This window comes from Nocardia sp. NPDC041819, assembly GCF_055590505.1.
In genome coordinates, this window is sequence record NZ_JBVJAP010000001.1 from 1,325,080 (window position 1) to 1,345,317 (window position 20,238).

The window sequence follows — 20,238 nt, forward strand, 5'->3', positions numbered from 1 at the left end:
GTCGATAATGTCGCCCTCATGCGGATCGTCGTCCTCGGCTCGGGCATCACGGGCCTGTCCACCGCGGCCGAACTGCTCCGGGCGCGGCACGAGGTCGTCGTCGTCAGCGCGGAGCCGATCACGGCGACGACGTCTTTCCTGGCCGCCGCGGTCTGGTTTCCGACCGCCGCCGGCCCCGCCGATCGTGTGCGGGCCTGGGGCGAGATCACTTTCGAGCACTTGGCGGGTTTGGCTGCCGCTGGCGCGCCGGGTGTGCGGATGTGCTCGTCGATGGCGCTGTATCGCGACGAACCCCCGATACCGGCGTGGTCGCGATCGGTGCGCTCGTTCCGGTCGGCCGATCGTGCCGAACTGCCGCCGGGCTACCGATTCGGGTTCCGTTTCGAAGTTCCCTTGGTGGAGATGCCGACCTATTTGCCCTTCCTCAGCGCGCAAGTGGACGCGGCGGGCGCGCGTCGCGTGCCGCGCACTGTGCGACGGCTCGACGAGCTCGCCGACCTGTCGCCGGACGTCGTGATCAACTGTGCGGGCCTGCGGGCCGCCGAGCTGGTCGGCGACCGGGAGGCGTATCCGATCCGCGGTCAGATCGTGCGGGTCGCGAATCCCGGACTGTCCGTCTCGGTCCGCGACGAGGCGCATCCGCTCGGCCGTGCCTACGTCCATCCGCGCGCGAACGACTGCGTGCTGGGCGGGTCCCTGGACATCGGCGAGTGGGACACGGCGCCGGCTCCCGACCTCACTCGATCGATTCTGCGGCGCTGCCGCGATCTGGTTCCCGCTCTCGCGGGCAGCGAAGTGCTGGAAACCGTGGTGGGACTGCGCCCCGGTCGCCGGGAAGTCCGCGTGGAACTCGACACCGCCGCGCTGCCCGGCACGCCCGTCGTCCACAACTACGGCCACGGCGGCTCCGGCATCACCATCGGGTACGGATGCGCGCTGGAGAGCGCGGCGCTCGTCGCCGCGCTGTGAGCGGACCGTGACCCGGTCGGATCAGTTGGCGTAACTGCGCGCCACGACCGAGTTCAGCGCCTCGAGGAATTCGCTGAGAACGCCGGGTTCGACCTGGTCACGCGGGGTGCGTCGCTCGGGCGAATCGGCTACGGGCCCGGCGAGGCCCGCATCGACGCTGTCGCGCAGAACGGCGTGCACCGCTTCGATCGGGATGCCCGCCTGGGCGCACCGGGCGGTCGCGTGCTCGAACCGGCCCAGGGCGAGATTTCCGGCTGCCTCGGCCGCGTCGACCAGCACGAGGGCCAACTCCAGACCCATTCGAATCAGCGCGTCGGGACCACCGCGACGGGTGCCACGATCGGATCTCGCGGACACCTCGGCGATGTCCCGATCTTTTTCGTGCGGGCCGATATTCATGGCCCTCCCTCCGCCCGGCGACCCTGCTGCTACCGACGTTACGACGGGGATCGAAAGAATTCGACCGCGCGAATACGACTTGTGAGGCTTCACAGACGCGCACCGCGCGGTTCGGGTGGTGTCCCCAACCGGGGCCGCGACCCTCGGCACGTCGACCCGGTCAAGTTACCGTGGAGTACTTTCCGTGATCGGGGACTGAAGGAGTCACATGTCCATCACCGATTCGGCAGGCCCGGATCTGACCCTCTCGGGCCGCCCGGCCAGTTCTTCACTGCGGGACGTGCGCAATCTGTCTCGCAAAATGGTCGGCCACTTCATCGAGACCGTCGCGCACTGCCGGACCCTCCCCGGCGAGGCGCTCAACGGCGACATCACCAACATCACCCGCCTGTGCCTGGAACTGGCCGTCAGCATGCTCGACGGCAGCGACATCCCGGAGAAGACCCTGCTGCTGCGCAACGCCGCGGCGGGCTGGGCGCGTGAGGGCATCCCGATCGACACCATCCACCACGCCGTGCACGAAGGGTTCAAGCTCGGCTTCGACCTGATCGTCGCGAACGCGACCGCCGCGGACTTCGACAGCCTCAAGGACATCAGCCGCCGCCTGCTGGAGATCCTGGACACCATCACCTCGACCGTCTCGCGCGCGTATGTGACCGAGTTGCGCGCGGTGGTGGGCGAGCATCACACGGCGGCGCACACCCTCGCCTCGGCCCTGCTCGGCGGACACCCCACCTTTACCATGGCCCGCGAGTGCGGCATCCAGATCGCCGACTCGTATTCCGTTCTCGCGCTGGCGATTCCACCCCATCCGGACGAACGCAATCCGCAACTCGACGGTGCGGTGGTGGCGCGGCGGAAGCTGCGCAGGGTGCAATCCGAACTCGCGACCCGCTGCGGGGAGGCGGTGCTGTCGCTGCTGAGCGTGGACGGCGGCACCGTCCTGCTGCCGTCCGCCTCGCCCGAGGACAAGGCGCTCGACGACCTGGTGGAGGGGCTCGGCCGTGCGGCCCAGGTGCCGATCGTCGCGACAGTGATCGCCGCGGCGCCGGTCGAGGTGCCGACGGCCGCCGACCGCGCCCACGAGCTGCTCGACATGGTGCAGCGGCTGCGCTGGAGACGCGGGCTGTTCCGATTCGACGACCTGGCGCTGGAATACCAGCTCACCCGGCCGGGCCCCGGCTTGGAAACCCTCCGGACGCTGCTCGATCCGCTCGACGAGCACCCCGAACTCCTCGAAACGCTCAAACGGCATATCGGCACGAACCTGAATCGTCAGCGCACCGCGCGATCGCTGCACATCCACACCAACACCGTGGACTACCGGCTCAAGCGCATCGGTCAGCTCACCGGATTCGACCCCGCTCAGGCCTCCGGGGTCTGGTATCTGCGCGCCGCGTTGGTCGCCCGCAGCTACCGGGACAACGAGGACGAGTCGCCGGTCGGGGATTGGACCCGGGCGGCCGCGGTCTCCTCGTAGGTTCGCCGCCGCGGCTCCTTCGCGCCGATCAGTTCGTGAACCGCTTCGGGCGTCCATCGCCGGTCGGCGCCGGGACGAGTGGCGAGATAGCCCGCGGTCGCCCGGCGGGACCAGCCGTGCGCGGCACGCAGACCCGCGGCCAGGTGCCGCAGGTAGGCGGCGGCGGGCGGATTGCCCCGCACGTCGCGACAACGCCACGGTGCGGTGAAGGTGAGCACCGGGTGTCCGCTATGTGTTCCCGTGCAGACCAGAGTCTCGTACCGGCCGGGACCGAGCGTTGTCGTCCCCGTCTCGAGCACCTCGGTCAAGCTCAGCTCCGTGCCAGGGGCGCGATACATCTCCTGCGCCACGATGTCGGAGAACTGGGCGGTGGTGAGCAGGTGGGCGCGCACGGCCATCTCGCCGGGGCAGCCCGGGTCGTAGAAGGCGCGGCCGCCGGTCCAGGTCAGCGATTCGGTGGCGAAATACAGCACGCCCGGCAGCAGGAGGGGGATCGAGCGGATCGGGTCGGCGTGCTCGCGGCAGCCGGGCAGGGTGAGCGCTCCTCCCTCCGGCCTGCCGCCGCGAAGGTAGGTGCGCAGCCTGGTCAGGCTCATATTGGAGCCGTACGCGGCGTACCAGACCAGGTCGCCGCGCGAGCGGCGCCGATCCGCGTCCGATGCCGCTCGGAGTGTCGCCGAGCCGGCTGTGCCCTCGAGATGCCGCGCCATCATGACACCCATTCTCGGCTCTTCGCCGTACCCGCACAGCGCCCGCGGCGCCCGACCGGAAGCCGGTGCGACAAAGTCGGCAGATTGCGGAAGCAAGTCTTCCGCAATGGCCGCGACAGTAGCTCTCATGACGAATACGAAGCAGATCCGGCCTTTCCGCATCGACATTCCCCAGGCCGACCTCGACGACTTGCGGGAGCGGCTCGGCCGGGCGCGCTCGCCGTACGTGGTGCCGGGCACCGAGGGGGACTGGGACCGCGGGATCGCGCCGAACTACCTGCGCGAACTGGCGCAGTACTGGCGTGACGAATTCGATTGGCGCGCGCAGGAGGCGCGGTTGAACGCCCACCCCCAGTTCACCACCGAGATCGACGGGCAGGCCATCCACTTCTTCCATGTGCGCTCGCCCGAGCCGGACGCGATTCCGCTGCTGATCACCCACGGCTACCCCGGATCGGTGGTGGAATTCCTGGAGCTGATCGGCCCGCTGACCGATCCGCGGGCGCACGGCGGTGACCCGGCGGATGCCTTCCACGCGGTGATCCCCTCGCTGCCCGGGTTCGGGTTCTCCACGCCGCTGGCCTCGACGGGGTGGGAGCTGGCGCGCACGACGGAGGCGTTCGCGGAGCTGATGAGCAGGTTGGGTTACGAGAAGTTCCTGGCGCAGGGCGGCGACATCGGCGCGGGCGTCACCGGCCGCCTGGCCGCCACCCATCCGGAGCGGGTGATCGCGACGCATGTGAACAGCGACCCGGGCACACTCGGGCTGGTGGGCGAGCAACTGCCGATGCCGGACGGGCTCACCGGCGACGAGCTCGCCGCCATCGATGCCGAACGGGAGAAGTGGGCCCAGCAGAAGGGATACCTGACGCTGCAGACCACTCAGCCGAACGCCATAGCGGCCGCCCTGACCGATTCGCCCATCGCGCAGCTCGGCTGGATCGCGGAGAAGTTCCAAGCCTGGACCGACCCGGCACGGCCGGTGGGTGAGGCGGTGGATCGTGACCTGCTACTGACCAATGTCAGCATCTACTGGTTCACCCGCAGCGGGGCGTCGGCGGCACAATTCCTCTGGGAGAACGCGCATTCCGGGATGGACTGGGTGATGCCATCCGGGGTGCCGCAGGGATGGGCGGTGTTCGGCACGCACCCGTTGATGCGCCGGGTGATGAATCCGGAGGGGCATATCGAGCATTTCACCGAATACAGCGAGGGCGGGCACTTCGCCGCGGCGGAGCAACCGGAGCTGTTCGTGGCCGATGTCCGCGCCTTCTTCCGCAAGCATCGCGGGTAGCGGTCGAGAGGGCGGCGGAGCGAGCGCGTCGCCGCCCACGTCCGTCGGGGCTACGTGCGAACGCGTAATGGCGAACCGTTCTCCGGTCGGATGTCCGCGCGGGTGTTCGGGAATACCGTTTCCCTATGACGTGGAACGAGATGAGCCAGAGCAAGTTCGTCCTGCTGACCACCTTCAAGAAGGACGGGACGCCGGTCGGCACGCCCGTGTGGGTGGCTCCGGAGGGGGGCCGGATCGTCGTCTGGACCAATCCGAAGACCTGGAAGGTCAAGCGGATCCGCCGCAATCCCGACGTCACGCTGCAGGTCTGCGACGGGCGCGGCCGCCCGACCGCGGAGGAGGTCTTGCCGGGCAGCGCCCGCATCCTCGACGCGGACGGCACGCAACGGGTCCGGGACCTGGTAGCGAGCAAATACGGCCTCATCGGCCGGCTCGCGATTCGCGGCCACAAGCTGCTGCGCGGCGCGGACGCGTCCGTCGGCATCGCGATCGATCCGAGGACGGCAGGCGATCTGCCCTAGGCGGATTCGGCGAGCCCCGCCGAGCGCCAGATGTCCGCGAGATCGTCGAGCGGGACCGCGAGCGCCTGCCCCAACGCGACGACGGTGCCGAAGGCCGGAGAGGGCAGCCGGCCGGACTCGATCTTGCGCAGCGTCTCCGGGGAGATCCCGGCCGCCCGCGCGACCTCGGTGAGTTCGCGGTCCGCGCGAGCGGCGCGCAAGGCGGCGCCGAGGCGGCGGCCTGCCTCGATCTGCGCGGGAGTCAATGGGAGCCGGACCATGGGCTCAGGCTACGGACGGCCTGTGAGCACTGCAAGCGACCCGATTGGTATTAAAATACCGGCACGGCTATCGTGGTATTAAAATACCGATGTACGGAGGATCGATGGTCGAGTTGAAGAGCCCCGCGGAGATCGCGCGAATGCGAGTGGCAGGGCGTTTCGTCGCCGGCGTGCTCGCCGAGTTGCGTGAGCGCGCGCGGGTGGGAGTGAATCTGCTCGACCTGGAAGCCCACGTCCGCGAGCGCATCCGCGAACGCGGCGCGCAGTCCTGCTACTGGGACTACGCGCCCTCGTTCGGGCGCGGGCCGTTCCGCAACACCGTCTGTCTGTCGGTGAACGACGCTGTGCTGCACGGACTTCCGTTCGACTACACGCTGCGCGACGGCGACGTGCTGAGTATGGACCTCGCGGTCGGGATCGATGGCTGGGTCGCGGACGCGGCGACCACGGTGGTGACCGGTTCCGCCGCGGACGAGGACGTGCGGCTGGTGCGGGCCACCGAGGAGGCGCTGTCCGCGGCGATCGTTGCCGCGGTGCCCGGCAACCACATCGGCGATATCTCCGCCGCCATCGCCGCGGTGGCGCGTGCGCACGGCTACCCGGTGAACACCGAGTTCGGCGGACACGGCCTCGGCCGCACCATGCACGAGGACCCGCATGTGCCGAACGCGGGCAGGCCCGGGCGCGGCTATCGGCTGCGGCCCGGACTCACCATCGCGATCGAACCGTGGTTCGCGCGCACGACCGACCGCATCGTCACCGATCCCGATGGCTGGACCATCCGCTCGGCGGACGGCTCACGGACCGCCCACTCCGAACACACCATCGCGATCACCCCGGACGGACCGGAGGTGCTGACCGCGGCGTGAGTGCGCCGACCGGCGGCTATGCCTCCGACAGCCAGGCCGTCAGGTCGTCGGAGGCGCGCAGCTCCCCGGCGATGGACGCGCGTTCCGCGGCGGACAGTTCCATCGCGCGCAACCCGTCGCGGAACTGCTCGGCGCGACCCGGTTCTCCGATCGCGACGGCCAGTTCGGCGAGCGCCGCCAGCGCCCGGGCCACATCCAGCCGCGGCGCCTCGGCCCGGAACCGGCCGAGACCGACTTCGAGCACGCGGAACGCGGCCTTGTCGTCGGTCTTGAAATCACGCAGGATGCGGGCGTTGTCCAGCACTCTGGCCAGCCCGTCCAGCTTCTTCGATCCGCCGTATTCCACTTCCGGGGGTTCGTCGCGCTGGATGTAGATCACCTGATTGCCCGCCGGATCGACCACGGTGAACCGGGACTGGCCCGGCCGGAAGCGGGTGATCCGGGGCAGCCCCTTCGCGGGTACCTTGCCGTAGCGGGTGCGCAGCGCCGCGCTGAATGCCCGATGCCTGCTCGCGACGTCGTCGACCATGACGAGACAGCCCGCGCGTTGGGTGGGGACGTCGCCGTCCTTGGGTGCGGGCACGAAGTGCAGGGCGCAGCCGTGGTCCTCCACCGCGCCGTAGACGTAGGGGCGGGTCTGCTCGTGCGTCACCGTGTAACCCAGCGTTTTGTAGAAATCCAGCGTGCTGGACAGATCGTCGGTCCAGAGCTGCGGTACCGCCGTGTCGGCCATGAAATCCTCCCGATTACCTGCGGTAGTCAATTTTGACTAGCAGAGGGTAGGCCCCTGTACGCCGGGAAGTCAAACTTGACTACCATGCGGTTCGGGGAGGCGAAAGGAGTTCACGATGTCGGTGGTGCGCCTGCTGGTGCTGGGGGTGATGCGCCTGCGTCAGCCCGTGCACGGGTACGCCCTGCGCCAGGAACTGCTGTCCTGGCGCGCCGAGACCTGGACGAATGTCAAGCCCGGCTCGATCTATCACGCGCTGAAACAGCTCACGCGGGAGGGGAAGCTCAGCGCGTTCGCGACCGAGAACAGCGACCAGGGCCCCGGGCGCACGCTGTTCGAACTGACCGAATCGGGCGAGGCCGAATTCCGCAAGCTGATGGACGAGGCACTGATCAGCGTCGACATGGAGGAACTCGGGGCGGGCATCGCCTTCATGGACGCGCTGCCCAGGGCGCACGTCATCGCGAAGCTGCGCGAACAGAGCCGCCGCAGTGCGGCGGTGCGCGCCGATCTACTGGCCATGATCCCGGACTTCCCCGGGCGATACGAAGCACCGCACGCGACCGATCTGCTGGAACTGTGGAGCGGCGTGTTCGCGAACCTGTCGACGTGGACCGAGGGCGTGCTGGCGCGCCTGGAAGCGGGGGAGTACCGGATGCCGGAATAGGTCGTCGGCGAGCAGGCCGCCTTTCCCGCCCAACTCCCCCCGCCGGGATGCGGGATACGCTGCCCCGCATGACGAATTCGCTGGACGCCGTCGCCGAAGCCGACTACGTGCTGCTGACCACCTTCCGTAAGGACGGAACTCCCGTCGGCACCGCGGTGTGGGCGGTGCCCGAGGACGGCAAACTGTACGTCTGGACCGTCACCGACAGCTGGAAGGTCAAGCGCTTGCGCCGCAATCCGGCGGTCACCCTGCAAGCGTGCAACGCCACCGGCAAGCCGCGCGGTGCGGTGATCGAAGGGACCGGACGACTGCTCGACGCCGAGGGCACCGAACGGGTGCGCAAACTGCTGCGCCGCAAGTACTGGCTCACCGGGCCGCTGGTCATCCTCGGCAGCAACCTGCGGCGCGGCAAGTCCGGCACCATCGGCATCGAGATCACCCCCGCTGCCTGACCCGCGCCGATCAGGTCGCCTGGCTGACCGACGACATGTGGAAGTCGGGAATCCGCAAGGGCGGCATGGCGGTCCGGGTGAACCAGTCCTTCCATTCGCGCGGCAGCGTGAGTTCGGTCGCGCCCGCCTCGCTCACCCGCCGGAGCAGGTCCAGTGGGCTCTCGTTGAACCGGAAGTTGTTCACCGCGGCGGTGACCTCGCCGTTCTCGACGAGGTACACCCCGTCCCGGGTGAGTCCGGTGAGCAGCAGCGTCGCCGGGTCGACCTCGCGGATGTACCACAGCGTGGTCAGCAGCAGACCGCGCTCGGTGCGCGCGATCATGTCATCGATCGTGGCTTCCGAACCGCCGGTGAGCAGCAGGTTCTCGCCGGGAACCGTGGCGGGGGCGTCGAACTCGGCGGCGCTGGCGCGCGGATAGATCAGCGCGGAGATCACGCCGTCGCGCAGCCAGTCGACGCGCTCGGCGGGCAAGCCGTTGTCGAACACCGACATCGATTCCGACGACGCGGTCGCCGCCACGAACGGACGGTATTCCAGGCCGGGAGCGTGCGGGTCGGAGTAGAGGGTGAGCGGGATATCGCTCAGGCGCTCGCCGACCCGGGTCCCGCCCGCCCGCGCGAACGCCGTGTGGCCCTCCTGCGCGCCCCGGCCCTCCATCGACCAGGCCAGATAGATCATCAGATCGGCGACGGTGGAGGGCGGAAGCAACGTCTCGTAGCGGCCCGCGGGCAACTCGACCTTGCGCTTGGCCCAGTCCAGGCGGCGGGACAGGTCCGTGAGCAGGCCGGATATGTCGACGTCGGTGAAGTCCGCGGTGCCGACCCCTACCCACGCGCTGGCCAGATCCGCGCCTTCGCCGCGCTTTCCGTTGATCTCCACCGAACCGGTCGGCTGCACGAAGCGGCGGCGGATGCCGGTCGAAGTGCCCAGCCACGTGGTGTGCATCTGATGGTGGGCGAAGCCGTAGAGCCGGTCGGCGCTGTCGAATCCGGCGGCCAGGCCCTCGGCCAGATCGGTGAACACCTCGATGCCGGTGCCACCCGCCGAGGCGGTCCAGTCGTCGTCGGCGGCGTCCGGCTCGAGCAGCGGCATCGCGTCTCGGGCGGGCTCGGCGTCGCGCGCCGCCGCCTCACTCGCCCGCACCACGGCCTCGATATCGCCGGGATCGACACTGGTCGAGGCGATCGTGCCGACCCGGGCGAGGGTGGGTCCCTCGCGGAACACCGAGATCACCGCCCAGTGCCGCGACACCGACGACCCGTTGGTGGTCATGGAGTTCCCGGCCCAGCGCAGCGACGCCTCGTGCTCGTCGCGGACGATCACGATCGCCTCGTCGGCGCGCGACAGCGCCAGCGCCCGCTCCACGGTCGCGCTCGCGGGGAACAGATCGTCGCTCACTGGCCGGCCTCCGTCCGGGTGTTGAGAATGTTCACGCCGCGCACCAGGATCGACGGGCAGCCGTGGCTGACGGCGGCGACCTGGCCTGGCTGCGCTTTGCCACAGTTGAACGCGCCTCCGAGCTGCCAGGTGGACGGTCCGCCGACGGCTTCCATCGCACCCCAGAACTCGGTGGTGGTGGCCTGGTAGGCGACGTCGCGCACCTGGCCTTCCAGCTTCCCGCCGCGGATGCGGAAGAACCGCTGGCCGGTGAACTGGAAGTTGTAGCGCTGCATATCGATCGACCACGACTTGTCGCCGACGATGTAGAGACCGTCGTCCACCCGCGAGATCAACTCCTCGGTGCTGGTGTCGCGGTCCGGATCGGGTTGCAGCGAGACGTTGGCCATCCGCTGGATCGGCACGTGATGCGCCGAGTCCGCGTACGAGCAGCCGTTGGACCGCCGCAGACCCAGGCGCGGCGCGAAGACCCGGTCCAGTTGATAACCGACCAGGACGCCGTCGCGGACCAGGTCCCAGCGCTGTCCCGCGACGCCCTCGTCGTCGTAGCCGACGCTGGCCAGCCCGTGCGATTCGGTGCGGTCGCCGGTCACGTGCATGATCGGGGTGCCGTAGCGCAGCGACCCGAGCTTGTCGGGCGTGGCGAAGGAGGTGCCCGCGTAGGCGGATTCGTAGCCGATGGCGCGGTCGTACTCGGTGGCGTGACCGATCGATTCGTGAATCGTCAGCCACAGGTTGGTCGGATCGATGACCAGATCGGTCGGCCCGGCCTGCACGCTGGGCGCTTTCACCTTCTCGGCCAGCCACTCCGGGATACGCGCGAGTTCGCCGTCCCAGTCCCACACGCCGTCGGCGCCGCTGACGTATTCCCATCCGCGGCCCACCGGCGCGGCCAGCGTGCGCATCGTCTCGAACACTCCCGCCGAGGTGTCCACCGTGATCGCCTCGAGGCTCGGGTGCAGCCGCACCCGCTGCTGGGTGATCGACGAGCCCGCGGTGTCGGCGTAGAAGGTCTGCTCCTTGACCTGCAGCACGCTCGCGGTGACGTGGTCCACCCCGTCGGCGTGCGACAGCCGCTCCGAATATTCCTGCAGCAGTGCCAGCTTCTCGCCGGTCGGTACGGTGAACGGGTCGATGTCGTAGGCCGAGACCCAGCGCGCGTCGGCGTAGCGCGGCTCGTCGGCCAACTCGACGCGTTCGCGATTGAGCGCCCGCAACGTGGTCGCGACGGTGACCGCGGTACGCGCCACCTCGGCGGCGGTGTCGGGTGTCAGCGCGGCGTGCGAGGCGAAACCCCAGGTGCCGTCGACGATCACCCGCACGGCCAAGCCGATTCGGGTGCTGTCGGTGACCGCCTCGACCCGGCCGTCGCGCAAGCGGATCGACTGGGTGACCAGGCGATGCACCCGCAGGTCGGCGTGTTCGGCGCCGGCTGCCGTCGCCGCGGCCAGGGCGGCGTCGGCGAGCGCGGCCAGCGGCAGGTCGAGGAACTCGGCGTCCACGTCTCTGGAAGTCGCGATGCTCACCCGCACCAACCTAGCCGGTGGCGCCGCGCGTGCGTACCGGCGCGGTGATCACACGCCGTGCGAGAATGCATCGCGTGCCGGTTCGCACGGAATGCGCCGCTGCCGCAGGGCGAACGGCGCGCGCGACACTCGTACCTCCGGCGTGTTGCTCGCCGGATGCCGTACTGTGCCCGCGTGCCGCCATCCGCCCTTCGTGACCGCAAACGCGAACGTACCCGCCGAGCCATCCTGGAAGCCGCAGCCGAGCTGTTCGAGACCAGAGGCTACGAGGAGACCACGGTGGCCGACATCGCCGCCGCGGCGGACGTCGGCACCCGCACGTTCTTCAACTATTTCGCCAGCAAGGAAGAGCTGCTCTTCCCGGAATCCGACCAGCGGGTGCGCGCCGCGGTGGCGGCCATCGCCAGCCGGCGACCGGGGGAACGCCCGGTGGAGGTCTTGCTGCGCGCCTTGCGTGCCGCCGGTGACAACCCCGGCGAGCATCTCGTCGACGACCTCTATGCCCGGATCGGCGCGCTGCGCGCCCAGGTGTCACGGACCGTACCCGCGGTGAGCGGCCGCGCCGCGCACGCCCAACTGGTCACCCAGCGCGAGATCGCCAGACAGTTGCACAAGGCGTTTCCCGCCGAACTCGACGAGGTCGGCGCCGCCGCCCTGGTCGGCGCGGTCGTCGGCGCGGTGTCGGGTGCGCTGACCGTGCTGTTCCAGCAGCCGGTGGCCGGTGTCGAGGACGCCGAGCGCCTGCAGCGCAGGATTCACGAGACGACATCGCGGGTGCTGCAACCCTGGCTCGCCACCCAGCGCGCCGAACCGGTGGGCTGATCAGCCGAACTGCTGCCAGCCCAAGCGGATCACCATCCCGATCACCACCACCAGCAGCACGACGCGCACGAACTCGGCGCCCTTGCGCAGCGCCATGCGCGCGCCGACCACGGCACCGAGAACGTTCGCCACGGCCATTCCCGCGCCGAGCGCCCACAGAATGTGCCCCGTGGCCCCGAAGAAGATCAGCGCTCCGGCGTTGGAGCCGCAGTTGATCACCTTCGCCATGGCGGCGGCCCGCACGAACTCGGTTCCGAGCAGGGTCGCGAAGGTGATGATCAGGAACGTGCCGGTGCCGGGACCGAGTAGACCGTCGTAGAAGCCGATCAACCCCGCCGCCAGCGCCACCGTGAGCACGATCTTGCGCCGGGTGGGCGGATGAGTGGCCAAGGTGACGCCGATCGACGGACGCAGCGTCACGAACACGGCGACGCCGACCAGCACCACCATCACGATCGGGACGAACAGTGCGCGGTCGATCAGCGAGACCGCCGCGGCGCCCACCGCGGCCGCCGCCGCGGCGATCGCCGCGGCGGGCAGCAGCACCCGCCAGCGCATCGGCACCTTGCGCGCGAAGGTCAGCACCGAGGCGCTCGTCCCGGCGACCGCGGCGAGCTTGTTGGTGCCCAGCGCGGTCTGCGGCGCGATCCCGGGGGCCACCACGAACAACGTCGGCAGCACGATCAGCCCGCCGCCACCCACCACCGCGTCCACCCAGCCCGCGGCCGTCGCCGCCGTCAACAGAACCGCCCAGTCTCCGATCTCCACACCGGTAGACAACCAGACCCCGGCCTGACCGGGTGTTCCGCCTGCCATCGGTTTCCCGATCCGGACCGGACGCGCGTCGCCCTGGGAGAGATCGGCGCGCGTGCGGCCGCGATATCGTGCGCGGGCACCCTCGGACGCCTCTAGGCCAGGTCTCGACGGCCGTGTCGCGCCGGAAATCGCGCCCACCGTCCGCGACGGAGCCCGGCGCCGGGCCCGCCTGCCTTCCAGCCGGGCGCATCTAGGCTGATCGCGTGCGTCGTTTCAGTCTGTGGCTCCGGGGCAAGCCCGTCGTGGCCGATTCGGTGCTCGCGGCGGTCTTCGTGCTGCTCGAGATCATCGGCGTGGGTAACGCGCACAACAAGCTCGCCTACCTGGCCATCGGGGTGCTGCTCCCGCTGCCGCTCACCCTGCGCCGGGTGTACCCCCGGGCCATGGCGGCCACCACCTTGGCACTGTCGTTGACGGCGACGCTGGTGGGCTTCCTGTCCGAGGACGACGCCGACCACATCGCGATGCTGTCGCACGGCATCATGCTCTACACCCTGGTCGCCTACGTCGGCCGGCGGGACGGACTGTGGTACGGGCTCGGCCTGGCGGTGGATCTCGCACTCTCGATCGTGGCGATCGGGAAACCCTCCGGTTCCGACAGTGTGTTCACCATCATGTTCTACGCCTTGTGCTGGACGCTCGCGGAGTTCATCGGCGCGCGGCACGCCTACGACGCCGAGGTGGCGGCCCGGCTCGCGGTCGCCGACTACGACCGGGAGCGTCGCGCGCACGACGCCGTCGCGGCCGAACGCACCCGCATCGCGCGGGAACTGCACGATGTGGTGGCCCACGCGGTGAGCGTGATCATCGTGCAGGCCGACGGCGCGAGATACGCGTTGCGCCGCGACCCGGACGCCGCCGAACAGGCGCTCTCCACCATCGCGGGCACCGGCCGCGAAGCATTGCGCGAACTGCGCAGAACCGTGGCTCTGCTGCGCACCGAGCACGCTCCCGACCAGTTGCCCCAGCACGGCACCGCGGGAATCGCCAAGGTCGTGGAGATGATGCGGGGCACCGGTCTGGCCGTGGAGCTCGAGCTGACCGGCGAACTCGACGACATCGCCCCCGAGGTCAGCCTCGGCGTGCATCGCATCGTGCAGGAATCGCTGACCAACACGCTGCGGCATGCCGGGCCGCACCCGAAGGCGTGGGTGCGGGTCCGCCGCACCGACGCCGACGTGCTGATCGACGTCACCGACACCGGCGGGGTCCCGCTGCACGAATCGGGCACGCGCATCGAGGGCAGCGGGCTCGGCTTGGTCGGGATGCGCGAACGCGTCGCCGTGCTCGGCGGCAGCCTGGAAGCGGGCCGCGACGCCGACGGAGCCTGGCGCGTGCGCGCCGGCATCCCGCTGCGACCGGTCGCTACGGAGTGAGCCGGGCCACCGGATTCTTCCGCGACGCGTAGAGCGCTGCGCCGCATCGGGTTTCGGCCCCCAGGCCGGGTGCGCGCGAGCCGTCGCGGCACAGGTCGCCCGGCGCGCCGAAGCGGTCACGTTACATTGGGCAACGTGCCGATCACCGTGCTCGTCGTCGATGACCAGGAACTCATGCGGATGGGATTGAAGATGGTGCTCGGCGCGCACCCCGACATCGAAGTGATCGGCGAGGCGGCCAACGGCGCGGCCGCGGTCGCCAGAGCGGCGGAACTGCGCCCCGATGTGGTGCTGATGGACGTGCGGATGCCGGTAGTGGACGGGGTCGTCGCCACCACCCGCATCGTGGAGGCAGGGCACGGCAGCCGGGTGCTGGTGATGACGACCTTCGACCTCGACGAGCACGCGCTCGGCGCGCTTCGGGCCGGGGCGAGCGGATTCCTGTTGAAGGACACCCCGCCGGAGGATCTCGTCTCGGCCATCCGCAGCGTCGCCGCCGGTGACGCCGTGGTCTCGCCCAAGGTCACCAAACGTCTACTGGACCGGCTCATCGCGGAGAACCCGGCACGGACCCGCGACCCGGGCGTGCTCGACGTGCTCACCGCCCGCGAGCGCGAGGTGCTAGAGCAGATAGCGGCCGGACGCTCCAACGCCGAGATCGCCGAACAGTTGTACCTGTCGGAGGCGACGGTCAAGACGCATGTCGGCCGGGTGCTCACCAAACTCGGTCTGCGCGACCGGGTTCAGGCGGTCGTGCTGGCCTACGAGACGGGGCTGGTGCGGCCGGGCGGCTGATGCGAGGCGGATCTCAGCGCCTTATCAGGCGGATCGGGGAGAAAAACCCGGGTGCGGAACGTTGACCGGGTAGATCGTCCGAAAGGATCGCCATGCCCGCCCTGTTGTTCGTGCTGTACGCCGTCGTCGAAGTCGCCGCCCTGGTCGCGGCCGGTCAGCTGATCGGCGTGCTGCCGACCATCCTGGTGCTGATCGCCGGATCGGCCGCGGGCCTGCTGCTGGTCGGCTCCCAAGGGCGGAGGGTTTTCGAGCAGTTCCGCCGGGCCGCGCGGGGGGAAGTGGCGCCCGGGACCGCCGTGGCCGATGGCGCCCTGGTCGCGGCGGGCGGGGTGCTGATGTTCGTGCCCGGCCTGGTCACCTCGCTGTTCGGCCTGCTCCTGCTGCTGCCTCCCACACGAGTCCTGGTGCGCCCCCTGGTGATGGCCTTCGCCGCGCGCCGCTTCCGCAGGCTCGTCGCGGCCGCGCCCTATCGCGGCGTGGTCGTCGACGGAGGCGAAGTGGTCGACGGCGCCGTCATGGGGCAGTGGTACGACGACGGCCAGGGCAACGCACGCCGCGCGATCACCTCGGCCTGAGCGTCGGAGTCGGCGTACCCGGTTCCCTGTCGCGCCGCGAAGGGCTATCGTGGCGCGATGGCCACCGAGCAACTCACCGTAACGGTGAGCGAGGAGCTGGCTGCCGCGGTCAAACGAGCGGCGGCCGCTGCGGGACAGTCGATTTCCGGATTCACGGCCGCGGCGCTGCGGCTGGAGCTGATCGCCGTGGAGGCGGGCTGCCTGCCCCCGGCGGCCGCGGCAACCGGCGGTGCGCCGCCGGAATACGCGGAAGTGATGGCGGTGCTGGCGCAGCCGGAGGATCTGGCGCGCCACCCCCTGCTGAACGGCTGACCGAAACCGCCGGATCGGGCATACGGCAGACTGGTGCCTCGTGAGTACCCAGTTGCTGATCGGCGGCCGTTTCTACAGTGCCAGTTCACCCGACGCCACGGCGATGGCGGTGAGTGACGGCACCGTCGTCTGGCTGGGCGCCGAGCAACCGGGTCGCGCGCTGCACCCGGAGGCCGAGATCATCGACCTCGACGGCGCCTTCGTCGCGCCCGCGTTCGTCGATCCGCACGTGCACGTCACCGCGCTGGGCCTGAAACCGACCGGGCTCGACCTCTCGGCCACCCGGTCGCTCGAGCACTGCCTGCGGTCGCTGCGCGAGTTCGCCGAGGCACACCCCGACGGCGCGATCCTGGGCGACGGCTGGGACGAGACCACCTGGCCGGAGGGACGGCCGCCCACCGTCGAGGAACTCGATACGGCGGCGGGTACGGGCAGGCACGTCTACCTCTCACGGGTGGACGCGCACTCCGCGGTGGCGTCCTCGGCGTTGCTGGACGCGCTGCCCGAACTGTCCGCGACCGACGGATTCACCCGTGGCGAGCCCGTGCGCGCCGCCGCCCATCACGCGGTGCGCGCCGCCGCGCTCGCGAATCTCACCCGGGCGCAACGGGATCGAGCGCGCGCCGCGGCACTCGACCATGCCGCCGCGCGCGGTGTCGTCGCGGTCCACGAGTGCGCGGGCCCGGAGATCGCAGGCCGCGCCGACGTGCGCGAACTGCTCGAATTCGAACACGGTGTCCAGGTCCGGGCCTATTGGGGCGAGGCGGTGGGCAGCGCCGAGCAGGCCCGCGCCCTGATCGACGAACTCGGGGTGCACGCCCTCGGCGGTGACCTGTTCGTCGACGGCTCCCTCGGTTCGCACACCGCATGGCTGCGTGCGCCTTATGCCGACGAATCCGGCTGCGGCCGAAGCTATCTCGACGCCGAGGCGATCGCCGCCCACGTCCGCGCCTGCACCGTAGCCGGTATCCAGGCCGGATTCCACGCGATCGGCGACGCCGCCATGGACGCCGTCCTCGCCGGTGTCGAACGGGTGGTCGCCGAACTCGGCGTCCCGGCGGTCGCGGCGCTCGGGCATCGCGTCGAACACGCCGAGCTCGTCGACGGCGAGCACATCGCCGGCCTGGCGCGCTGGGGTGTGATCGCCAGTGTGCAACCGGGATTCGACGCCGCGTGGGGTGGGCCGGAGGGCATGTACGCCGCGCGACTCGGCGCCGAGCGCGCAGCGGCGTCGAACCCGTTCGCCGCCATGGCCTCCGCGGGCGTCGCCCTGGCGATCGGCTCCGACGCCCCGGTGACCGCGCTCGACCCGTGGGCGGCGGTGCGTGCCGCGGCTGCTCACCGCACCCCCGGCCACGGCCTGTCGCCGCGCGCCGCGTTCGCAGCGGCCACCCGCGGCGCTTGGCGCGCGGGCGGCGTCCGCGACGGGGTGGCGGGCACCCTGGTACCCGGCGCGCCCGCTTCCTACGCGATCTGGGATACCGGTGAACTCGTCGTCGCCGCGGCCGCCGATTCGGTACAGCGCTGGTCCACCGACCCGCGGTCGCGAGTGCCGGGGTTGCCCGCGCTCGAACCGGACGCACCGCTGCCCACGTGCCTGCGTACCGTGCACCGGGGAGTGACGATCTATGCGCGATGAGCGCGCGGCCGCGGAGCCCGCCACGGCTCCCGGCCATTCGGTGCCCGGCCTTCGGGTACGCGAACTCGGCCGGACATTCCCATCTCGCTTACCCTCTACCGGCCCCAGGTCGGCCGAACGGCGGACGCCGTACCTCCAGCCGACGACCGCAGGGCAGCCGGCGTCCAGCCCGGAGCATGCGTTGAGGACAGTCCCAGAAGATGGAGCCCGCCGTGCGGAGTGCGTTTGCCGAAGAGCGGTAACCGGGTTTCTCACTCCTGATCGCCGGGCAGCGGGATGCCTACGCTCGATGACCCGGCGGAACTCGGGCCGCCACCTGCCCGCCGCGGAGCGATACCGCACCGGCACGGGGACCGGTATGGCACTGAGTGCCAGATGGGTGGGGTCGCGGAAGAGCGGCGGTGCGAGCGCGGACGGGACTGCGAGGCAGCGGCCTCGCACGTTCGAGTGGCGAGTTCACCCGGCGCGAATTCGGCCTACCGGTTCGCTGGTTCCGGCCGGGAGTCGCCGGCTTGCCCGGGGAAGTGCGACCGGGAAGCCGACATCGTGGCAGCGACGGTTAACGATCCGGTGGCGGGTGACGATTCTCAGGTGGACGCCCGATCGCCCGGATACGGTCGCGGCTCGCGTGGTTCTGCGCCGCGCTCGGGTCGAGCCGGACGTGCGGCGTGAGATCGCCGCCGGACCGGCTCGGCCCGACCGGTGCGCCGAGGGCTGCCCGGCCGGGCTGCTTGTGGCGACCTCGAGGTTCCGTGTGACGAACGCCACATCATCCCATCGGTGGGGGTTTGCCGAGCGGCGATCCCTCGGTGGGGTGCGTTTTGCGTTGTGCCGGAAGGTCCAACGGCGGTCGGCGGCTGACCGGCGGTCGCCGATCCGATGGCGGGCAGTGGCCCAGTGATGGTGCGAGAGCGAGCGCTCGGGATGGGGCGGGAGGTGTCCGCGGTGTTACGCGGGCATCCGGTGACGGCGCGCTCGGTGGCGGCGATCGTGGCGGGACTGCTGTTGTTCGGCAGTTTTCCGCCCAGGCCGTGGTGGTTTCTCGCACCGCTCGGCGTTGCGATACTCACCCTCGCCGTACGCGGCGACGGTCGGCTGCGGGCGGGCTTCGGCTACGGATTCCTGGCCGGACTGGCGTTTTTCGTGCCGCTGCTACCGTGGACCGGCATTTACGTCGGGCCGCTGCCGTGGCTGGCGCTGTCCCTCGCCTGCGCCCTGTACCTGGGCGTCTTCGGCCTGCTCGGCCGGCTCGTCGGTACGTCGCCCTGCTGGCCGCTGTGGGTGGCATCGGCATGGACGGCGGCCGAATGGGGCAGATCCAGCTTCCCGTTCGGCGGGTTCCCGTGGGGGCGTTTGGCGTTCGGCCAAGCCGACGGTTGGTTCCTGTCGCTGGCAGCGGTCGGTGGCGCCCCGCTGGTCGGGTTCGCGGTGGCGCTCACCGGAACCGCTACGGCGGCGTTGGTCTCCTTGTTCCAGTCCTCGCTTACCCCCGAAGGCAGGCGCGAAACCGGCGCTACCGAGACCGGTCCGCTCGGACCGGGCGCCGCGCGCGGGCCCGCGACCCGACTCGGATACGCCGCGGTGATTCTCACTTTGCTCGTCATGCCGCTCACCGGTTTGCTGCTGCGATCCGCGCTGCCCGATCCGGACGTCGGCGTCCGAAAGGTCACCGTCGCGGCGATCCAGGGCAGCGTGCCGCGCCTGGGGCTGGACTTCAACGCGCAACGGCGAGCCGTGCTGGACAACCACGTCCGGCGCACCGAAGAACTGGCCGACGAAGTGGCGGCAGGCCGCGCGCCGCGCCCCGATGTGGTGATCTGGCCGGAGAACTCCTCCGACATAGATCCGCTGCGCAATGCCGACGCCGCCGCCCTGATCACCGCGGCCTCCGAGCGGATCGGCGCGCCCATCCTGGTCGGTGCCGTGCTGATCAACCAGGACCGGACGACGACCAACTCGGTGATGGTGTGGAACGGCGCGGCGGGCCCGGGTGAGCGCCACGACAAGAAGATCATCCAGCCCTTCGGGGAATACCTGCCGATGCGGAGTTTTTTCCGGCTTTTCTCCGAATACGCCGATCGGGCCGGATATTTCGTACCGGGAAATGGTGATGGAGTTGTGCACGCGGCGGGTATCGACATCGGTGTCGCGACGTGCTACGAAGTGGCCTTCGACCGGTCGTTCGAGGACGCGTTGCGCGCAGGTGCGCAGTTGCTCACCGTGCCGACGAACAACGCGACCTTCGGCGACAGCGAGATGACTTATCAGCAACTGGCCATGTCGCGCATCCGTGCCGTCGAGCACGGCCGAGCGCTGGTCGTCGCGGCCACCTCGGGGGTGAGCGCCATTATCAGCGCCGACGGCGCTATCCGGCAGGAAACCGCGTTATTCGTGCCCGCCGCTTTGGTCGCGGAGCTTCCGTTGCGTGACGACACCACTCTCGCAACACGAATAGGGCCAGCCCCGGAGCGGATTTTCGTTATTCTGACGGCTGCCGCCGCGCTGGCCGCGGTCGCTCGGCGGCGAGCTGCGCGCAGGGCCCGGCCGACGCCCGGTCTTGTCGGCGAACGCTAAATTTTCCCCGCCGACCGGACGTTAACCGTACATTCGGTATGTTCTTGCCCCCA

The 20,238-nt window shown here is 70.2% G+C and carries 21 protein-coding genes; 14 read left to right on the forward strand and 7 right to left on the reverse strand.

All coding sequences use genetic code 11. The annotated features are described in order from the left end of the window. Window positions 1-18 precede the first annotated feature (18 nt). Window positions 19-969, forward strand: coding sequence for an FAD-dependent oxidoreductase (locus ACZ6DL_RS06295; protein WP_466049344.1), 951 nt, complete (start codon window positions 19-21; stop codon window positions 967-969). A 21-nt stretch (window positions 970-990) separates the two neighbouring features. On the opposite strand, the gene ACZ6DL_RS06300 is transcribed toward ACZ6DL_RS06295, so the two are convergent. Then, the gene (locus ACZ6DL_RS06300; RefSeq protein WP_466049346.1) at window positions 991-1,368 is read right to left on the reverse strand and encodes a hypothetical protein; all 378 of its coding nucleotides are present in this window, start codon (window positions 1,366-1,368) and stop codon (window positions 991-993) included. A gap of 208 nt (window positions 1,369-1,576) precedes the next feature. Between ACZ6DL_RS06300 and ACZ6DL_RS06305 the strand changes: the two genes are divergently transcribed. After that, window positions 1,577-2,848: a PucR family transcriptional regulator gene (locus tag ACZ6DL_RS06305; RefSeq protein WP_466049347.1), complete on the forward strand. Its 1,272-nt coding sequence runs from the start codon at window positions 1,577-1,579 to the stop codon at window positions 2,846-2,848. Here the strand turns inward: ACZ6DL_RS06305 and ACZ6DL_RS06310 are convergent. After that, window positions 2,782-3,561 (reverse strand): histone deacetylase, encoded by a 780-nt coding sequence (locus tag ACZ6DL_RS06310; RefSeq protein WP_466049348.1) that lies wholly within the window; start codon window positions 3,559-3,561, stop codon window positions 2,782-2,784. The genes ACZ6DL_RS06305 and ACZ6DL_RS06310 overlap by 67 nt on opposite strands. A gap of 124 nt (window positions 3,562-3,685) precedes the next feature. On the opposite strand from ACZ6DL_RS06310, the gene ACZ6DL_RS06315 reads away from it, so the two are divergent. Further along, a complete protein-coding gene (locus ACZ6DL_RS06315) occupies window positions 3,686-4,852 on the forward strand; it encodes an epoxide hydrolase family protein (protein WP_466049350.1) in 1,167 nt (388 codons plus the stop codon). A 125-nt stretch (window positions 4,853-4,977) separates the two neighbouring features. Continuing rightward, window positions 4,978-5,373: a PPOX class F420-dependent oxidoreductase gene (locus ACZ6DL_RS06320; RefSeq protein WP_466049351.1), complete on the forward strand. Its 396-nt coding sequence runs from the start codon at window positions 4,978-4,980 to the stop codon at window positions 5,371-5,373. Here the strand turns inward: ACZ6DL_RS06320 and ACZ6DL_RS06325 are convergent. Continuing rightward, window positions 5,370-5,633 carry a helix-turn-helix domain-containing protein gene (locus ACZ6DL_RS06325; protein WP_062977824.1) on the reverse strand — a complete coding sequence of 88 codons (264 nt, stop codon included), beginning with the start codon at window positions 5,631-5,633 and terminating at the stop codon, window positions 5,370-5,372. The genes ACZ6DL_RS06320 and ACZ6DL_RS06325 overlap by 4 nt on opposite strands. A gap of 104 nt (window positions 5,634-5,737) precedes the next feature. Here ACZ6DL_RS06325 and map point away from each other — a divergent pair, with 104 nt between their 5' ends. Continuing rightward, the gene (gene map / locus ACZ6DL_RS06330) at window positions 5,738-6,502 is read left to right on the forward strand and encodes a type I methionyl aminopeptidase (RefSeq protein ID WP_466049353.1); all 765 of its coding nucleotides are present in this window, start codon (window positions 5,738-5,740) and stop codon (window positions 6,500-6,502) included. Between the two features lie 16 nt (window positions 6,503-6,518). On the opposite strand, the gene ACZ6DL_RS06335 is transcribed toward map, so the two are convergent. Further along, window positions 6,519-7,235 (reverse strand): VOC family protein, encoded by a 717-nt coding sequence (locus ACZ6DL_RS06335; RefSeq protein ID WP_466049355.1) that lies wholly within the window; start codon window positions 7,233-7,235, stop codon window positions 6,519-6,521. 115 nt (window positions 7,236-7,350) lie between these two features. On the opposite strand from ACZ6DL_RS06335, the gene ACZ6DL_RS06340 reads away from it, so the two are divergent. Beyond that, window positions 7,351-7,899, forward strand: coding sequence for a PadR family transcriptional regulator (locus ACZ6DL_RS06340; protein WP_466049356.1), 549 nt, complete (start codon window positions 7,351-7,353; stop codon window positions 7,897-7,899). A gap of 68 nt (window positions 7,900-7,967) precedes the next feature. After that, a complete protein-coding gene (locus ACZ6DL_RS06345; RefSeq protein WP_466049358.1) occupies window positions 7,968-8,351 on the forward strand; it encodes a PPOX class F420-dependent oxidoreductase in 384 nt (127 codons plus the stop codon). A 10-nt stretch (window positions 8,352-8,361) separates the two neighbouring features. Here the strand turns inward: ACZ6DL_RS06345 and ACZ6DL_RS06350 are convergent, their stop codons facing one another. Further along, window positions 8,362-9,750, reverse strand: coding sequence for a metallopeptidase TldD-related protein (locus tag ACZ6DL_RS06350; protein ID WP_466049359.1), 1,389 nt, complete (start codon window positions 9,748-9,750; stop codon window positions 8,362-8,364). Beyond that, window positions 9,747-11,270 carry a TldD/PmbA family protein gene (locus ACZ6DL_RS06355; protein WP_466049581.1) on the reverse strand — a complete coding sequence of 508 codons (1,524 nt, stop codon included), beginning with the start codon at window positions 11,268-11,270 and terminating at the stop codon, window positions 9,747-9,749. Before ACZ6DL_RS06355 ends, ACZ6DL_RS06350 begins: the two co-directional genes overlap by 4 nt. A gap of 180 nt (window positions 11,271-11,450) precedes the next feature. Here ACZ6DL_RS06355 and ACZ6DL_RS06360 point away from each other — a divergent pair, with 180 nt between their 5' ends. Further along, on the forward strand, window positions 11,451-12,098 hold the full coding sequence (locus tag ACZ6DL_RS06360) for a TetR/AcrR family transcriptional regulator (RefSeq protein WP_245660173.1): 648 nt from the start codon (window positions 11,451-11,453) through the stop codon (window positions 12,096-12,098). On the opposite strand, the gene ACZ6DL_RS06365 is transcribed toward ACZ6DL_RS06360, so the two are convergent. After that, window positions 12,099-12,866, reverse strand: a complete 768-nt coding sequence (locus ACZ6DL_RS06365; RefSeq protein ID WP_466049582.1) for a TSUP family transporter — start codon at window positions 12,864-12,866, stop codon at window positions 12,099-12,101. A 251-nt stretch (window positions 12,867-13,117) separates the two neighbouring features. On the opposite strand from ACZ6DL_RS06365, the gene ACZ6DL_RS06370 reads away from it, so the two are divergent. The 6 genes from ACZ6DL_RS06370 (at window position 13,118) to lnt (ending at window position 20,185) form a co-directional block, all read left to right on the forward strand. Next, window positions 13,118-14,290 (forward strand): sensor histidine kinase, encoded by a 1,173-nt coding sequence (locus ACZ6DL_RS06370; protein WP_466049361.1) that lies wholly within the window; start codon window positions 13,118-13,120, stop codon window positions 14,288-14,290. A gap of 135 nt (window positions 14,291-14,425) precedes the next feature. Further along, the gene (locus ACZ6DL_RS06375) at window positions 14,426-15,085 is read left to right on the forward strand and encodes a response regulator (protein ID WP_043698749.1); all 660 of its coding nucleotides are present in this window, start codon (window positions 14,426-14,428) and stop codon (window positions 15,083-15,085) included. 92 nt (window positions 15,086-15,177) lie between these two features. After that, window positions 15,178-15,660, forward strand: coding sequence for an FxsA family protein (locus ACZ6DL_RS06380; RefSeq protein ID WP_466049364.1), 483 nt, complete (start codon window positions 15,178-15,180; stop codon window positions 15,658-15,660). Window positions 15,661-15,717: 57 nt separating this feature from the next. Then, window positions 15,718-15,972, forward strand: a complete 255-nt coding sequence (locus ACZ6DL_RS06385) for a ribbon-helix-helix protein, CopG family (protein ID WP_040870117.1) — start codon at window positions 15,718-15,720, stop codon at window positions 15,970-15,972. A gap of 40 nt (window positions 15,973-16,012) precedes the next feature. Then, a complete protein-coding gene (locus ACZ6DL_RS06390) occupies window positions 16,013-17,611 on the forward strand; it encodes an amidohydrolase (RefSeq protein WP_466049365.1) in 1,599 nt (532 codons plus the stop codon). 924 nt (window positions 17,612-18,535) lie between these two features. Further along, a complete protein-coding gene (lnt, locus tag ACZ6DL_RS06395) occupies window positions 18,536-20,185 on the forward strand; it encodes an apolipoprotein N-acyltransferase (RefSeq protein WP_466049584.1) in 1,650 nt (549 codons plus the stop codon). Window positions 20,186-20,238: the final 53 nt, after the last annotated feature.

Excerpts from the sequence above, each read along its gene's own strand:
- ACZ6DL_RS06295 (WP_466049344.1), top strand. The coding sequence starts at position 19 with ATGCGGATCGTCGTCCTCGGCTCGGGCATCACGGGCCTGTCCACCGCG.
- ACZ6DL_RS06300 (WP_466049346.1), bottom strand. The coding sequence starts at position 1,368 with ATGAATATCGGCCCGCACGAAAAAGATCGGGACATCGCCGAGGTGTCC.
- ACZ6DL_RS06305 (WP_466049347.1), top strand. The coding sequence starts at position 1,577 with ATGTCCATCACCGATTCGGCAGGCCCGGATCTGACCCTCTCGGGCCGC.
- ACZ6DL_RS06310 (WP_466049348.1), bottom strand. The coding sequence starts at position 3,561 with ATGATGGCGCGGCATCTCGAGGGCACAGCCGGCTCGGCGACACTCCGA.
- ACZ6DL_RS06315 (WP_466049350.1), top strand. The coding sequence starts at position 3,686 with ATGACGAATACGAAGCAGATCCGGCCTTTCCGCATCGACATTCCCCAG.
- ACZ6DL_RS06320 (WP_466049351.1), top strand. The coding sequence starts at position 4,978 with ATGACGTGGAACGAGATGAGCCAGAGCAAGTTCGTCCTGCTGACCACC.
- ACZ6DL_RS06325 (WP_062977824.1), bottom strand. The coding sequence starts at position 5,633 with ATGGTCCGGCTCCCATTGACTCCCGCGCAGATCGAGGCAGGCCGCCGC.
- map (WP_466049353.1), top strand. The coding sequence starts at position 5,738 with ATGGTCGAGTTGAAGAGCCCCGCGGAGATCGCGCGAATGCGAGTGGCA.
- ACZ6DL_RS06335 (WP_466049355.1), bottom strand. The coding sequence starts at position 7,235 with ATGGCCGACACGGCGGTACCGCAGCTCTGGACCGACGATCTGTCCAGC.
- ACZ6DL_RS06340 (WP_466049356.1), top strand. The coding sequence starts at position 7,351 with ATGTCGGTGGTGCGCCTGCTGGTGCTGGGGGTGATGCGCCTGCGTCAG.
- ACZ6DL_RS06345 (WP_466049358.1), top strand. The coding sequence starts at position 7,968 with ATGACGAATTCGCTGGACGCCGTCGCCGAAGCCGACTACGTGCTGCTG.
- ACZ6DL_RS06380 (WP_466049364.1), top strand. The coding sequence starts at position 15,178 with ATGCCCGCCCTGTTGTTCGTGCTGTACGCCGTCGTCGAAGTCGCCGCC.
- ACZ6DL_RS06385 (WP_040870117.1), top strand. The coding sequence starts at position 15,718 with ATGGCCACCGAGCAACTCACCGTAACGGTGAGCGAGGAGCTGGCTGCC.
- lnt (WP_466049584.1), top strand. The coding sequence starts at position 18,536 with ATGGGGCGGGAGGTGTCCGCGGTGTTACGCGGGCATCCGGTGACGGCG.